Genomic DNA, 13,219 nt, shown 5'->3' on the forward strand with positions numbered 1-13,219 from the left:
AGCCGAAAAACGACTGAACGAGGATAATTTGGCATTTGACAAGTGCACGCTGTTGAGTTCTCAAGGATCGGATGCTCCCACGACCCAGTCATCACAACCAGGCCCGCAGGGCAACTTCTCTATCTTACTGATCTCGTTCCCGGTGTCAAATCGCCTTCCGGCGACCTGCTCGTGGGCACGAGCCAGTTCCTTCAGCCCGGACACTCAGAGAGTTGTTCGGGATTCGGGAGGTGTTCGATGCTTGACGGGAGCCGGTCCGAGGACCTCCGCTCAACCGTTTGGGGCGAACAAGTAATAACTTACGCGGATCCCGGGGGTCGGGCAAATCCAGGCCGACCGCCGGGCGTGTCGTGCCGGATTCCGCGTCAGGGCGCCCGCAGACGGCTCACTTGGTGACCACGCACGTGCGGAAGTAGATGAGGTTGGCCGCGGCGAAGGAGCCGTCCGGTGACTCGATGACGTCCAGGACACCCTCCACATAGCTGTTGTGAAGATCGATGGAGGCAGTGGTGAGCCCCGCGTAGTCCAGGACCTCATAGGCGCCCTGCCATCCGGCTATCGCATCGGCGATGTACAGCTCGACATCGCTGTGCTCCATACCGAAGGAGTCGTACACCGGGGTCATGCTCTCCGCCTGGGCTTCTGCGGCGCCGTCCAGGCCTTGCCGGGCCGCCTGGCACATCAGTCCTTTCAGCACCTTCTGCTCCAGCGCATCGACGACCGCTCGGAACTCGGGGGTGGGCTGTGTGCGCATGCGCGCGTTGACCAGCCGGATCGCGTCGTCGCTGATGCTGATCTCCCAGCCGATCGCGAGTTGGAGAACGGCGTCGAGCTCCTTGTAGAACGAGACCCACCGTTCCCCGGAAGCGAGCAGCGTCCGCTCCTCGTCGGTGAGCTGGGCACCCGAACGGACGGCATCGTCCGCCTGACGCATGGCGTCGTCGAGCTCGGCAGGAACCTCGATGGCGCTCTTCCGGGCGAACACGGTGATGTCGTCGAGGTACCCGCTGAGGCTGGAGCTCGCATCCTGCACACCGATCCTGAGTACACCGCGCAAGGCGCTGGCGCTTCCGCCACTGCAGGATGTCAGCGCCAGAACGAGAGCAGCGTACGCGGCGATGGCGGTCGTCAGGCGTGCGCCCGACCGGAAGATCTCGCGGGACATGTCACGCCGCCCAGTGACCATACGGGCAGGTCGTGTTGCCATCGGTGACGAGATGGCCCTGTGCACACACCCGCACCGCCTCGGGCTGAGTCCCGCGCATCGTCCTCCACCAACCGGAGAGGCCGTTCCGCGCCGTCCGCTGACCGCGCGCGATGGACTCCCATTGCGATAGGGGTTCCGGCCCGATCGTCGTCGGCGTCGGCGGTTGCCGCCTGCCGAACAGCATGTCCCTGAAGCTCCCAGCCATTTCGTCACCACCCTTGTGACAGTCCCCCAGCTCTCATGAGCTTCCTCTCTCACCCGTGGGCGCGCAAGGGCTTCGCAGACAGCCGTCCGGCGGCGGCCTTCGTCGACCAGCTCGCACAGCGCCGATGGGGAAAGAAGAAAGCCCCCGGCGCGAGCCGGGGGCTTTCTGTTCGGTGGACCTAAGGGGATTCGAACCCCTGACCTCCTCGATGCGAACGAGGCGCGCTACCAACTGCGCCATAGGCCCGTGAACGGCTTCTACGCTATCACGCCGCGGGAGCCGATCGCATCGCGCGCGTCAGCCGGCGGCGCGTCGCGAGAGCAGGTCACGGACGTGCGCCTCGATCTCGGCGTCGTCGACGAACCCCATCTGCGCATACGGCGAGCTTGCGGCCGGCATCTGCACAGGAGCCGGGGGCGCCATCTGCTCGGCCCGCTCGCGCAGGGCAGCGACCCGCGCCGCCTTGCGCCGCTCTTCCTGAGCCTCGATCTCGGCGCGCGCGGCCTGTGCCCGTGAACCCGCGACCGTCACCAGCGGTTCCGGCAGAGGGCGAGGAGTCCACGTGGCGCGTCCCTGATCATGCAGCTCCGGCGTGACGCGCTCTCGGACCGGCTCGGCGGCGACCAGCGGTCGACGAGCGGAACGCTGCGCCACCGATGCCATCCGCTGGAGCATGATGCCCGCGACCACGACGATCGCACCGCCGACCCACACCAGGAGCTGCGCTCCCGAGGAGAGGATCTGCCACACCCCGAGGCCGGCGACGGCGAGGCCCAGCAGAACAGCCGTCGTGGCGACCGCGCGCACCCGACGCCGGGCCCGCGCGCGGCGCATCACCGGATCCGCGCGGGTCGCCGCGAGCTCCTGCCGCAACGACTCGAGCTCGGCGGATTCTCGTTCGGACTGCACCCGCTTGGCGAGCTTCTGCTGTGCGAGGGCCGTGCGCGCGTTGAGCTCCATGCGCACCTCGCCGGGAGTCTCGCTCGTCTCAGCGAGCACCCGCAGCGCCTGATTCAGACGGACGGCGTTGCGTTCAGCCGCGTTGTACTGGAAACGACCGCGCCAGGACGGCAACAGGTACAGCATCCACAGGAGCACGGCGACGAGTACGATCACTCCCCCGCTCAGCACCGGCCCGTCCATAGGGTCAACGGTAAGGGCTGACCGGCGCTGTACCGCGCAGGCGGAGCGTGTCGCGGCGACTCCGTCTCCGAACAGGCCCGAGACCGCGGCTCAGAGGGCGATGCGGTCGGACGGCGGCACCGTCGCGGCATCCGGCGGCACCTGGCCGTTCAGCCAGCGCGCGAGCACGCCCTGCGGCACGTCCTCCCGGGTCAGCGAGAACGCGTAGTGGTCGCGCCAGTCCCCGTCGATGTGGATGTAGCGCCGGCGCAGTCCCTCGTACCGGAAGCCGAGCTTCTGCACGATGCGCAGGCTCGCCGCGTTCTCGGGACGGATGCAGATCTCCATCCGGTGCAGGCCGTACTCGGTGAAGCAGGCGTCGGTCGCGAGGGCGACGGCCGTCGGCGTGATCCCGCGTCCGGCGAACCGTTCGCTCACCCAGTAGCCGATGGTCGCCGAGCAGAGCGATCCGCGGGCGACACCCCATACATTGAGCTGGCCGGCCACCTCGCCTTCGTACTCCATGACGAACGGATACCCCGAGCCGTCGCGGTACTGCTGCAGCAGACGCCGGATGCTGAGGCGCATGTCGAACGACACCGATCCATACGGAACGGTGGCCTCCCACGGCTGCAGCCACGACCGGTTCGCGAGCAGCTCGTGCTGCAGCGGACGAGCGTCCTTCGTGCGCACGAGCCGGAGCTCGATCGGACCGTGTCGCATTCCCGTCGCCAGATCCATGAGTCGTCCCGACGCCCGCAGAGTCGCCTAGAGGCGTTCCGCGAACTCCTTGAGCCAGGGTCGCAGCTCCGGGCCGAGGTCGGCGCGATCGGACGCGAGCTGCACGATCGCCTTGATGTAGTCCACCCGGTCGCCGGTGTCATAACGACGGCCACGGAAGATGACGCCCACGACACCGGGGCCATCAGGGTCTGCGGCCATCTCCTGCAGCGCGTCGGTGAGCTGGATCTCGCCGCCCTTGCCGGGCTCGGTGCGCTCGAGGATCTCGAAGACGGATGCCGGCAGCACATAGCGGCCGATGATGGCGAGGTTCGAGGGCGCGTCTTCCTGCGCCGGCTTCTCGACGAGGCCGGTCACGCGGACGTTGTCCGACCCCTCGATCGGCTCGACGGCAGCCGCACCGTACATGTGGATGCTGGCCGGGTCGACCTCCATCAGCGCGATCACCGCAGCGCCGCTGCGCTCGTGCTCGGCGATCATGTCGGTCAGCAGCGGGTCGCGCTCGTCGATCAGGTCGTCACCGAGAAGCACCGCGAAGGAGCTGTCGCCGACGTGCGTGCGAGCACGCAGCACGGCATGGCCGAGTCCCTTCGGCTCCCCCTGACGCACGAAGTGGATGTCGGCGAGATCGCTCGACTTCACGACGCTGGCGAGGCGACCGTCGTCGCCCTTCTCCATCAGCTTCACCTCGAGCTCGGGGACCGAGTCGAAGTGGTTGGAGATCGCGTTCTTGTTGCGCCCGATGATGACCAGGATGTCGTCGATCCCTGCGTCGGCCGCCTCTTCCACCACGTACTGGATGGCGGGCTTGTCGACGACGGGGAGCATCTCCTTCGGCATCGCCTTCGTCGCAGGCAGGAATCGCGTCCCCAGTCCTGCCGCGGGAATGACGGCCTTGATCTTGTGCGAACCCATCCTCACAGCCTAGTGGTCGTCACCGCCGTAGACTCGGAGCCATGTCGAACGACGTCGAACACGCCAAGCGCGCACTCCGCGCGGAGCTGCGTGAGCGACGCCAGCTGCTCTCGGATGCGCAGCGCGATGCCGCGGCATCCGCGATCGGAGAACGCCTCGACCTCCTCGTCGACGAGCTCGGCGCTCGATCCATCTCCTGCTTCCTCTCCACCACCACCGAGCCCGGCACCCGCGATTTCGTGACCAGGGCGGTGCGCCGCGGCATCCGAGTGCTGCTGCCGATCACCCGTGCCGACGGCCTGCTGGACTGGGCGGTCGCGACCGATGACGACGAGATCGCCGAGGGGCTCTTCGGACTCCCGGAGCCGACCGGCGAAGTGCTGGGACCGATCGCCGTCAACGACGTCGACCTCATGATCGTCCCCGCCGCGGCCGTCGACCGCGCAGGGATGCGGATGGGCTGGGGCCGCGGCTACTTCGACAAGACCATCGGTTCCATGGAGAAGTGCCCGCCCGTGTACGCCGTGATCTATGATTCCGAGATACTCGACTCCCTGCCGCGGGAGGTGCACGACCAGCCGGTGAACGGCGTCGTGACCCCGACGCAGACCCTCGAACTGTCGCCCACGCGACGCTGACCCGCAAGGACCTCCATGCCCACCTATGCCTATGCCTGCACATCGTGCGGACACCGTTTCGACGCCGTGCAGAGCTTCTCGGACGACGCGCTCACCGAGTGCCCCGAATGCGGCGGCACGCTGCGCAAGCAGTACGGCTCGATCGGCGTGACGTTCAACGGCTCGGGGTTCTACCGCACGGACTCGCGCGCCAAATCGGGCGGATCGGGTGAGGGTTCGGCATCATCGAAGGCGGAGTCGAAGACGAGCGCCGCACCGGCAGCTGCGTCGACTCCGACCTCTTCCTGAGGTCCCGACCCGTTGGGAGTTCCCATGCTCAAAGGCTTCAAGGATTTCATCCTCCGCGGCAATGTGATCGATCTCGCCGTCGCCGTGGTCATCGGCGGTGCGTTCACCGCCATCGTCAACTCCGTGGTGTCGACCATCATCACGCCGCTCGTCTCGCTGTTCTTCAAGGCGGATGCGACGGGCAAGTTCGGCCCGCAGCTCACGAGCATCTACGGTGACACGGTCACCTTCCCGCTCGGCGAACTGGTCTCGGCGATCATCAGCTTCCTCGCCGTCGCGGTGGTCGTGTACTTCGTGTTCGTCCTCCCGATGAACACCTTCAAGGCGCACGTCGAAGCCCGCAAGGGCACGCGTGCAGAGGCGCCCGCAGACGAGCCGGCGGCAGCCACCGAGGCCGAGCTGCTCGTGGAGATCCGCGACCTGCTGAAGAGCCAGCGCAGCGCTCAGTAGTGCGGAGGCACGTCCTGGATGAGCCGGTCGTCGTTCGGACCCTTCGGTCCGCGCGGTCGGCGCTTCCGGGATGGTGCCGCATCCTCGCCGGCGTCGGGAGCCGACTCCGGCGAGGGATCGCTGCCCGGCACCGGAGTGAGCCGCGCTCTCCGCGCGCCGGAGACCCGCTCGACCCGCTGGCGCTTCGACTGGTCGTCGGGCTGCTCAGTCATTCTCGGTGTCGAGGATGTCGATCGGCTGCGTGTCGTTCTCGGCTCTCGGCGCCGACTCGGAGATGCCGAGCACGCCGGCGATCCGCGTCGCCGCCGTCGCCGGATCGCTGTACAGGTCGAATGCGTGCACGCGCACGTAGTGCCAGCCGAGGCGGCGGAGCACGTGCGGCCGAAGCCGCAGGGTCTCGCGCAGCGACTCGCCCCGGGACTCCGGGTCGGATTCGATCACGACGGCCTTGCCGTCATGCTGCGCGACCAGCGGAAGGAGCCCGCGGTAGTCGACGTCGACCGAGGCGCCGAGTCGTCGCAGCTCGCGCGCCAGCGCGAGCGTGAGCGGGTCGGCGAGGTCTTCCAGGCGTGCGTCCCTGCTGCGACCCGCGAGCCCGCCGAGGATCGACATCAGCGTGGCGGCGCCGTGCTCGAGACGCCCGTCGTCGAACGAGGAGGGGCGGATGGAGGAGACGATCACCATCGACCTGCGCGCGCGGGTCATGCCCACCGTGAGCAGCCGCTCGCCGTCGGGGGTCGAGAGGTCGCCGAAGTCGCTGAGCACGCGACCGTGCTTGGTGAGACCGAAGCCGAGCGAGAAGATCACGCGGTCCCGGCTCTCCGCGACCGACTCCTCCAGGGTGAGCACGGCGAAGGGCTCTGCGGTGTCGCGCCCGACGAAGTCGGCGACATCGGATCGCCCGGCGAACGCGGACGTCACGGCGGCACGGACCCGTTCCGCATGGCGGGTGCTCGCGGTGACGACCATCAGGGACTCCGCGGGCCGGTGGATCGCATGCTCGACGACGAGGGTCACGACCCTGGCGACTTCGGCATCCGGGCTCTCGACGGCGCCCGACACGGGGTCCGGCGCACCGGTCCCGCCCTCGACGTAGTCGACCGTCAGGCTGCCTCGTCCGAGATAGGAACCGGCCCACGGCAGCGACACGATCTCGCCGCCGTAGAAGGCGTCGTTGATGAGCTCGGCGAGGTCCTCTCCGCCGGCGCGGTAGCTGCGGGTGAGCGTCATGACCGGCAGGAGCTCGGACAGACGCTCGAAGACGGAGACGTCATCGAACGGAAGCTCCGCCTCCCACGACTCCACCGGGTCCACGGCGATGTGGAAGGGGGTGGGACGCTGCGTCACAGGATCGCCGAACGCCACGATCTGGCGGGCGCGACGGATCGCCGGTGCCGCCTCCGCGAGATTGATCGCCGCGGCATCCACGAGGAGCACGGCGTCGAACTCGACGGAGTCCGGGATCTCCGGCACGAGATAGGGAGACGAGATCCAGACCGGGGCGAGCACATCGACGAGCGTCGGCGCGGCGCTCACGACCTCCGCGGTCGTCGTCGCGGGCTGAGTCAGCGCGCGACGGAGATGCTGCGACTGCTGCGGCTCGTCGACGATGGCGATCCGCCACTGGTTCGCGAGCTGCCAGGCGAGCAGTGGACCGGCCATCGCCGCGTGAGCTTCGTCGACGAGCCGGAAGTCGCGTTCGAGCCGATCGACGACGGCCGTGTTGGCGCCGAGGAGAGCACGGTTGTCCTGGAGCGCACGCTCGAGCAGCGACTGCCACCACGCGAACTCGAGCTCGTCCCCGACCCGCGCCTCGGAGACGTGGCGCACCGAGAGCTCCGCGAGCAGCGGCTCCAGCCCGAGCAGGGCGAGCCGGTCGCGCAGCTGCGCGCGCTCGACGAGGTTGTCGAAGACGTCGGACTTCTCGGCGAGGCCGGCCAGCGTGCGGACCAGCCGCGCGACGGGAAGCGTCGCCAGGGGCTCGCGACGTCCGAGCGCCGCGTCGAGCTCGGCGAGCTCCGCCTCGACCCGCTGCCACGACGATGCGACGTCGGCGAGCCCCAGCGGGACCTCCGGCGCGACGCCCGCCTCGACGCACCGCTGCCACTGCGTGCGCTGCGACTGGATGCGCAGCAGCGCCTCGTGCATCTCGGTGACGTGGACTCCGGGGCGCACGTACTCCTTCGCCAGACGGCGCAGTCGTCGTCGATTGGCGGCCGACAGCCCGGGGGCGTCGCGGCGCGAGCCGTGAGCCTGGATCAGCTCCCCGAGCGGGCGCTCGAAGACCGTGGGGCTGAACCGGTCGAGGGAATCGCGGATGCCCTCGAGCAGCCGCAGATACTCGCCGAGCTCGTCGATCGTCGCGAACGGCCGCATGTGCGTCTGCGCGATCAGCTCGTAACCGCGTTCCAGGAGCGCGGGCACGCTGCTCGAGTGCAGCCGGCCGGCGAGCTCATGTGCGGCGCGGGCGGCCTCGGTGCTGCCGAACGTCACTCCGTACCAGGGCGAGTCGTCGGGTCCGAAGCGGAACTCGCCGAGGCGCGCGGCCTGCGCCAGCGCAGCAGCCGCGTCCGTCCGGTCCGCGGCCAGGCGGCTGAGAGCATCGGGTCCCAGCCGCGCCGTGGTCGACGGCGGCACCGGGAGCGAGGCGAGCCGAGTGAGGTGACGGGTCGCATCGAGGACAGAGGCCTCGGTTCCGGCGATGGGGGTCGAGAGCGCCTGACGGTAGTCGCGCAGCACGGTGCGCAGGCGCACGAGCGCGTCATCCACCTCGCTCACCTTGGGAGCCGCGGCCTTCTCGTTGCGTCCGATCGCGCGGACGAGGTCGCGACGGACGCTGGCCGGTGAGATGGCGAGACCGTCGAGTCCGATGCCGGCGAGCCGGTGCCGTACGCCGTCGAGCGTGGAGCGGCGCGCCGAGACGACAAGGACGCGCTTCCCGCCGCGCACGAGTTCGCCGAGCGCGTTGATGACCGTCTGCGTGCCCCCGGTGCCGGGAAGCGTGGCCACCGTGATCGAGTGCCCGGCGGCGATGCGCGCGAGAACCGCCTCCTGCTCTGCATCCGCATCGAGGAGGAGATTGTCGGATGCCGGAGCACGGTCGTCCGGAGAGGTGTGATGCGGCGCCGCGCGCGGCGCGGACACCTGCTCGCGATCGTCGACGTGACCGTTCAGCGCGTTCAGGACGACGTGATCGAGGCTGCCGCCGTCACGGGACATCACCCCGGCGACGTCGGCGAACGTGGAGACGACGAGCCGCGGCTCGACCGAGAAGGTGTCGATCGAGCGTGTCGTCGCCCGGAGGCTGTCGATCACGGGCTGCGGCTTGAAGATGCCGCCGTCGTAGGCCAGTGCGGCGAGGGAGGCCGCATCGATCGTCAGGCCGAAGTGCTCGCGCGCGATGCGCACGAGCTCGGGGTTCACCTCGAACGCGCCCTGCAGCTTGAGCTCGAAGTCGGAGTGATGGCGGCGGATGGCCAGCGGCCGCAGCAGGACCGGCGCGGCGAATCCTGCGCCGCCGATCCGCCAGTGCGCGACGCCGACCGCGAGGTGCACGGCCTCGATCCCCCGTACAGTCCGCAGCTCGGTGTTCTTGGCCGTGATGCGCTCCGCCGCGAGCCGGGCGGTGCGCAGCCCCACCTCGTCGCGGAACAGGTTCGACAGGAGCGTGGACTTCCCGGTGATGAACTGGGGAAGGCTGCCCGGATGCGCCTTCGAGATGTCGATGCCGGATTCCGGTCCGTCGCGGAAGCTGACGAGCGGGGACGGCCCTCCGAGATCGGCGGCCTCCGCGCGGAGGCGCGTGCGCTCGGCTTCGGCCGCGTGCGCGATGTCGACCCCGGTGCCGGAGTCGCGCAGATCGCCGAGGGTCACAGCGGCGTCCGCCACTGCGTCATCCGCAGACCTGTCTTCACGTCGCCACACACTAGACACCCTAGGCGCGGGAAGGCGGGAGCCCGGGTATCCCGGGCGGGTTTCACCGGAATTCTGGCCCTGACGGCCGATCTCCACTGCTCCTGCAACGCAGACTGTGCGGAAGGATTCTCCACGGAGTGCGTACTGCGGCAGTCTCGAGGTCGTCGCGTCCGGTCAGTATGGGGACATGACCTTCCGCTACGACTTCGCACCGACACCGTTCGGGGATGCTCTCGCGGTGTTCTCCGACGAGGGCATCGTGCGGTTCGACCTCTCCGAATCCGACGACCCCTCGGTCCCCTGGCTCCTCGAGGGAGCAGCTCGCGAGCTGCACGAGATACCCGAACCCGACCCCGGTGCGGCCGATGAACTCGCCCACCTCCTCGCCGCCTACTTCGAGGGCGAGCCGATCCGCTTCGAGGATCATGTCCGCCTCGACTGGCGGCTCGTCGAGGGATTCCCGCGCACGGCGCTGCAGACGATCTGCACGATCGAGTGGGGAGAGACCCTCAGTTACGGCGAGGTCGCCGTGCTCGCCGGTCATCCCGGCGCTGCTCGTGCTGTCGGCACGGCCTGCCGGCTCACCCCGTTCTCGATCATCGTCCCCGTCCATCGCGTCGTGCGCTCCGACGGATCCGCGGGCCACTACGGGGCGCACCCCGAGCGCAAGCGGTTCCTCCTGGACCTCGAGTCCCGCTGACCGCGGCCACTCCCGAGACGACGTGGACCCGGCGAGTAGGCCGCCGGGTCCACGTGCTCTCGCGTCAGTGCGTCAGTGCTCGGTGGCCTTCTCCGCTCCGAAGCCGGTGAGCGAGCGCACCTCCATCTCGGCGGCGAGCTCGGGCGACTCCTTCCGACTGCTCGTGATGGTGCCGAGCCAGCCCAGCAGGAAACCGAGCGGGATCGACACGATGCCAGGGTTGTTCAGCGGCCAGACCGCGATGTCGATCCCCGGGATCATCGAGGTCGGAGTTCCGGAGAACACCGGCGACAGCACGATCAGCACGATCGCCGAACCGAGGCCCCCGTACATGCTCCACACCGCGCCGCGAGTCGAGAACCGCCGCCAGAACAGCGAGTACAGGATGGTCGGGAGGTTGGCGGATGCCGCCACCGCGAAGGCCAGCGCGACGAGGAACGCGATGTTCTGCCCTTGTGCGCCGATCCCGCCGATGATCGCCAGGATGCCGATCACGATCACCGTGCGGCGGGCGACGCGCACCTCGGCGTTGGGATCCGCCTCGACCGGCTTGCCCGCGGCATCCTTCTTGCCCTTCTGGATCACGTTCGCGTAGATGTCGTGCGCGAACGATGCGGCGGCGGTGATCGTGAGTCCCGCCACCACCGCGAGGATGGTCGCGAACGCCACCGCGGAGATGAAGCCGAGCAGCACGGGTCCGCCGAGCTCGAGCGCGAGCAGCGGTGCGGCGGAGTTGACACCGCCGGGAGCCGCCGCGATGACGTCCGCTCCGACGAGCGCACCGGCGCCGTACCCGAGCACGAGCGTCAGCAGGTAGAACCCGCCGATCAGCCAGATCGCCCAGACGACCGAACGCCGAGCCTCCTTCGCCGTCGGCACCGTGTAGAAGCGCATCAGCACGTGCGGCAATCCGGCGGTGCCGAGCACGAGCGCCATGCCCAGGGACAGGAAGTCCCAGGGGTTCGCGCCGTACTGCAGCCCCGGCGCGAGGATCGCATCGCCCTTGTCGGAGTTCGCGACCGCGGCCTCGAGCAGCGTGTTGAGGTTGAACCCGTTGATCGCGAGCACCCAGATGGTCATCGCGAGAGCCCCGCCGATCAGGAGGAACGCCTTCACGATCTGCACCCACGTCGTGCCCTTCATCCCGCCGATCAGCACGTACACGATCATCAGCAGGCCGACCACCGCGATCACGATCGACTGCCCGACCCGGCCGTCGATGCCGAGCAGCAGCGACACGAGACCGCCGGCACCCGCCATCTGGGCGAGCAGGTAGAAGAAGCACACCGCGAGCGTGGTGATCGCCGCGGCCATCCGGATCGGGCGCTGCTTCAACCGGAACGACAGCACATCCGCCATCGTGAACTTGCCCGTGTTGCGCATCATCTCCGCCACGAGGAGCAGCGCGACGAGCCACGCCACCAGGAATCCGATGGAGTAGAGGAAGCCGTCGTAGCCGTTGATCGCGATCGCCCCGCAGATGCCGAGGAAGGATGCCGCGGACAGGTAGTCGCCGGCGATCGCGAAGCCGTTCTGCGGACCGGTGAACGAGCGGCCGGCGGCGTAGTAGTCGGCGGCCGTCTTGTTGTTGCGGCTGGCCCGGATGACGATGAAGAGCGTCACCGCCACGAAGGCCAGGAAGATCGAGATGTTGAGAACGGGGTTGCTCTCGATGGCGACGGGTTCGGTCGCGAAGGGGACGATGTTCATGCCTGGCCCTGCGCCTTCTCGAGTTCGTCACGGATCTCCGTCGCCAGAGGATCGATCTTCCTGTTCGCGAATGACACGTAGATCATCGTGATGGCGAAGGTCGTGACGAACTGCCCGAGGCCGAGGAGCAGGCCGACGGTGATATCGCCCCACACCCGCTGGCCCATGAACTCCGTCGCGAATGCAGCAAGAAGCACATACGCGAAATACCAGATGAGGAAGAACGCGGCGAGAGGGAAGATGAAAGATCTCTGGGTGCGTTTCAGAGTGCGGAATCTCGATGATTCCTCGATGGCGATGTAATCGATCGCACCGCTCGAACCCGCGGGGGACTGGTCGCTCATGGGGCCTCCTTGCCTCATGTCCGGTGCTCGCACGACGGAGTCGCGCGAGTGATAGGGTCGACGCTACGAAACGGGGAACGGTGCCGTCACCCCCGAAAGTAGGTAGTCGTGAGCTCACCGGTCGCCATCGAATCCGAGGGCGAACTCGTCGCCAATGCGGTGCGCGAGCTCGCCCGGCGTACGCGCTTCCCCGTCGCCTTCGGCGGCCTGATCGAAGAGGGCGTCGTCAGCGTGACGAGCATCGTCGGCAACCGCACCAGGGCCCTCGACGGCCTGCGCGTGCGCCCGGAGCGCGGCCTCGGCGGCAGGGCGATGATGGAGCTCCGTCCGCGCATGACGAGCGACTACGGCTCTTCGCAGCAGATCACGCACGACTACGACGTCTTCGTGCTGGGCGAGGGCCTGCGCACGCTGCTCGCTCTCCCGATCGTGGTGCAGGGCCGACCGCGCGGGGTTCTCTATGCGGGGGCGTGGGACGAGGAGCAGATCGGCGGCGTGACGACCGCACCGGCCATGCAGGTCGCCCAGTCGGTCGCCGAGGAACTGCGCATCCGCGACGAGGTCGAGCGCCGGCTTCGCGCCTCGTCTCGCGGCAGCGACCCCGTTCCCGCACCTCAGCGCGAGGAGCTGCGCGAGAGCTTCGCCGAGCTGCGCAGCATCGCCGCCGATGTCGACGATGCGGAACTCCGCGCTCGAATCGCCCAGGTCGAGCGGCGCCTGCTGAGTCTCGCCGGCGAGACCGTCCCGGTCGTGACCGGACCTGTTCCCACCGTGCACCTCTCCCCTCGGGAGACCGATGTTCTCGCCTGCGCGGCGCTGGGTTCGACCAATGCGGAGATCGCCGCGCAGCTGGGCCTTCGAGAGGGCACGGTGAAGGCATACCTCGGCACCGCGATGTCGAAGCTGGACGCGTCGACGCGCCATTCCGCCGTGACCCGGGCGCGGCGCGCTGGGCTGCTCCCCTGACCTGATCCCTCACCGGTC

General features: G+C 68.7%; 13 protein-coding genes and 1 tRNA gene. 5 read left to right on the forward strand and 9 right to left on the reverse strand.

What is annotated here, in order from left to right:
- Window positions 1–385 precede the first annotated feature (385 nt).
- The 5 genes from LC452_RS00005 to galU all read right to left on the reverse strand — a co-directional run bounded on the left by LC452_RS00005 (window position 386) and on the right by galU (window position 4,190).
- Window positions 386–1,165, reverse strand: a complete 780-nt coding sequence (locus tag LC452_RS00005; RefSeq protein ID WP_223622004.1) for a hypothetical protein — start codon at window positions 1,163–1,165, stop codon at window positions 386–388.
- Between the two features lie 420 nt (window positions 1,166–1,585).
- Window positions 1,586–1,658: transfer RNA gene (locus LC452_RS00010), tRNA-Ala, on the reverse strand.
- Window positions 1,659–1,709: 51 nt separating this feature from the next.
- On the reverse strand, window positions 1,710–2,555 hold the full coding sequence (locus LC452_RS00015; protein ID WP_223622005.1) for a hypothetical protein: 846 nt from the start codon (window positions 2,553–2,555) through the stop codon (window positions 1,710–1,712).
- A 90-nt stretch (window positions 2,556–2,645) separates the two neighbouring features.
- Window positions 2,646–3,257 carry a GNAT family N-acetyltransferase gene (locus LC452_RS00020; RefSeq protein ID WP_223624659.1) on the reverse strand — a complete coding sequence of 204 codons (612 nt, stop codon included), beginning with the start codon at window positions 3,255–3,257 and terminating at the stop codon, window positions 2,646–2,648.
- Window positions 3,258–3,302: 45 nt separating this feature from the next.
- The gene (galU, locus tag LC452_RS00025; protein ID WP_223622006.1) at window positions 3,303–4,190 is read right to left on the reverse strand and encodes a UTP--glucose-1-phosphate uridylyltransferase GalU; all 888 of its coding nucleotides are present in this window, start codon (window positions 4,188–4,190) and stop codon (window positions 3,303–3,305) included.
- Window positions 4,191–4,231: 41 nt separating this feature from the next.
- Here galU and LC452_RS00030 point away from each other — a divergent pair, with 41 nt between their 5' ends.
- From LC452_RS00030 to mscL, 3 genes are read left to right on the forward strand one after another with little or no spacing between them, the layout of a single operon-like run.
- Window positions 4,232–4,828 (forward strand): 5-formyltetrahydrofolate cyclo-ligase, encoded by a 597-nt coding sequence (locus LC452_RS00030; RefSeq protein WP_223622007.1) that lies wholly within the window; start codon window positions 4,232–4,234, stop codon window positions 4,826–4,828.
- Window positions 4,829–4,843: 15 nt separating this feature from the next.
- On the forward strand, window positions 4,844–5,116 hold the full coding sequence (locus tag LC452_RS00035; protein WP_223622008.1) for an FmdB family zinc ribbon protein: 273 nt from the start codon (window positions 4,844–4,846) through the stop codon (window positions 5,114–5,116).
- Window positions 5,117–5,140: 24 nt separating this feature from the next.
- Window positions 5,141–5,566 carry a large conductance mechanosensitive channel protein MscL gene (gene mscL / locus LC452_RS00040; protein ID WP_223622009.1) on the forward strand — a complete coding sequence of 142 codons (426 nt, stop codon included), beginning with the start codon at window positions 5,141–5,143 and terminating at the stop codon, window positions 5,564–5,566.
- Here mscL and LC452_RS00045 read toward each other — a convergent pair.
- Together LC452_RS00045 and LC452_RS00050 are read right to left on the reverse strand one after the other, a co-directional pair.
- On the reverse strand, window positions 5,560–5,778 hold the full coding sequence (locus tag LC452_RS00045) for a hypothetical protein (RefSeq protein ID WP_223622010.1): 219 nt from the start codon (window positions 5,776–5,778) through the stop codon (window positions 5,560–5,562). The two genes, mscL and LC452_RS00045, sit on opposite strands and share 7 nt — an antisense overlap.
- Window positions 5,771–9,454 (reverse strand): AAA family ATPase, encoded by a 3,684-nt coding sequence (locus LC452_RS00050; protein ID WP_223622011.1) that lies wholly within the window; start codon window positions 9,452–9,454, stop codon window positions 5,771–5,773. Before LC452_RS00050 ends, LC452_RS00045 begins: the two co-directional genes overlap by 8 nt.
- 214 nt (window positions 9,455–9,668) lie before the next feature.
- Here LC452_RS00050 and LC452_RS00055 point away from each other — a divergent pair, with 214 nt between their 5' ends.
- Window positions 9,669–10,181 (forward strand): methylated-DNA--[protein]-cysteine S-methyltransferase, encoded by a 513-nt coding sequence (locus LC452_RS00055; RefSeq protein ID WP_223622012.1) that lies wholly within the window; start codon window positions 9,669–9,671, stop codon window positions 10,179–10,181.
- 72 nt (window positions 10,182–10,253) lie between these two features.
- On the opposite strand, the gene LC452_RS00060 is transcribed toward LC452_RS00055, so the two are convergent.
- Both LC452_RS00060 and LC452_RS00065 read right to left on the reverse strand, forming a co-directional pair.
- Window positions 10,254–11,891: a cation acetate symporter gene (locus LC452_RS00060; RefSeq protein WP_223622013.1), complete on the reverse strand. Its 1,638-nt coding sequence runs from the start codon at window positions 11,889–11,891 to the stop codon at window positions 10,254–10,256.
- Window positions 11,888–12,235, reverse strand: a complete 348-nt coding sequence (locus tag LC452_RS00065) for a DUF485 domain-containing protein (RefSeq protein WP_223622014.1) — start codon at window positions 12,233–12,235, stop codon at window positions 11,888–11,890. The genes LC452_RS00060 and LC452_RS00065 overlap by 4 nt, the downstream gene beginning before the upstream one ends.
- A 108-nt stretch (window positions 12,236–12,343) precedes the next feature.
- On the opposite strand from LC452_RS00065, the gene LC452_RS00070 reads away from it, so the two are divergent.
- Entirely contained in the window at window positions 12,344–13,201 is an 858-nt protein-coding gene (locus LC452_RS00070) for a LuxR C-terminal-related transcriptional regulator (RefSeq protein ID WP_223622015.1), read from the forward strand.
- Window positions 13,202–13,219: the final 18 nt, after the last annotated feature.

Source organism: Microbacterium sp. EST19A (assembly GCF_019969685.1).
Lineage (GTDB): Bacteria > Actinomycetota > Actinomycetes > Actinomycetales > Microbacteriaceae > Microbacterium.

Excerpts from the sequence above, each read along its gene's own strand:
- LC452_RS00005 (WP_223622004.1), bottom strand. The coding sequence starts at position 1,165 with ATGTCCCGCGAGATCTTCCGGTCGGGCGCACGCCTGACGACCGCCATC.
- LC452_RS00015 (WP_223622005.1), bottom strand. The coding sequence starts at position 2,555 with ATGGACGGGCCGGTGCTGAGCGGGGGAGTGATCGTACTCGTCGCCGTG.
- LC452_RS00020 (WP_223624659.1), bottom strand. The coding sequence starts at position 3,257 with ATGCGACACGGTCCGATCGAGCTCCGGCTCGTGCGCACGAAGGACGCT.
- galU (WP_223622006.1), bottom strand. The coding sequence starts at position 4,190 with ATGGGTTCGCACAAGATCAAGGCCGTCATTCCCGCGGCAGGACTGGGG.
- LC452_RS00030 (WP_223622007.1), top strand. The coding sequence starts at position 4,232 with ATGTCGAACGACGTCGAACACGCCAAGCGCGCACTCCGCGCGGAGCTG.
- LC452_RS00035 (WP_223622008.1), top strand. The coding sequence starts at position 4,844 with ATGCCCACCTATGCCTATGCCTGCACATCGTGCGGACACCGTTTCGAC.
- mscL (WP_223622009.1), top strand. The coding sequence starts at position 5,141 with ATGCTCAAAGGCTTCAAGGATTTCATCCTCCGCGGCAATGTGATCGAT.
- LC452_RS00045 (WP_223622010.1), bottom strand. The coding sequence starts at position 5,778 with ATGACTGAGCAGCCCGACGACCAGTCGAAGCGCCAGCGGGTCGAGCGG.
- LC452_RS00055 (WP_223622012.1), top strand. The coding sequence starts at position 9,669 with ATGACCTTCCGCTACGACTTCGCACCGACACCGTTCGGGGATGCTCTC.
- LC452_RS00060 (WP_223622013.1), bottom strand. The coding sequence starts at position 11,891 with ATGAACATCGTCCCCTTCGCGACCGAACCCGTCGCCATCGAGAGCAAC.
- LC452_RS00065 (WP_223622014.1), bottom strand. The coding sequence starts at position 12,235 with ATGAGCGACCAGTCCCCCGCGGGTTCGAGCGGTGCGATCGATTACATC.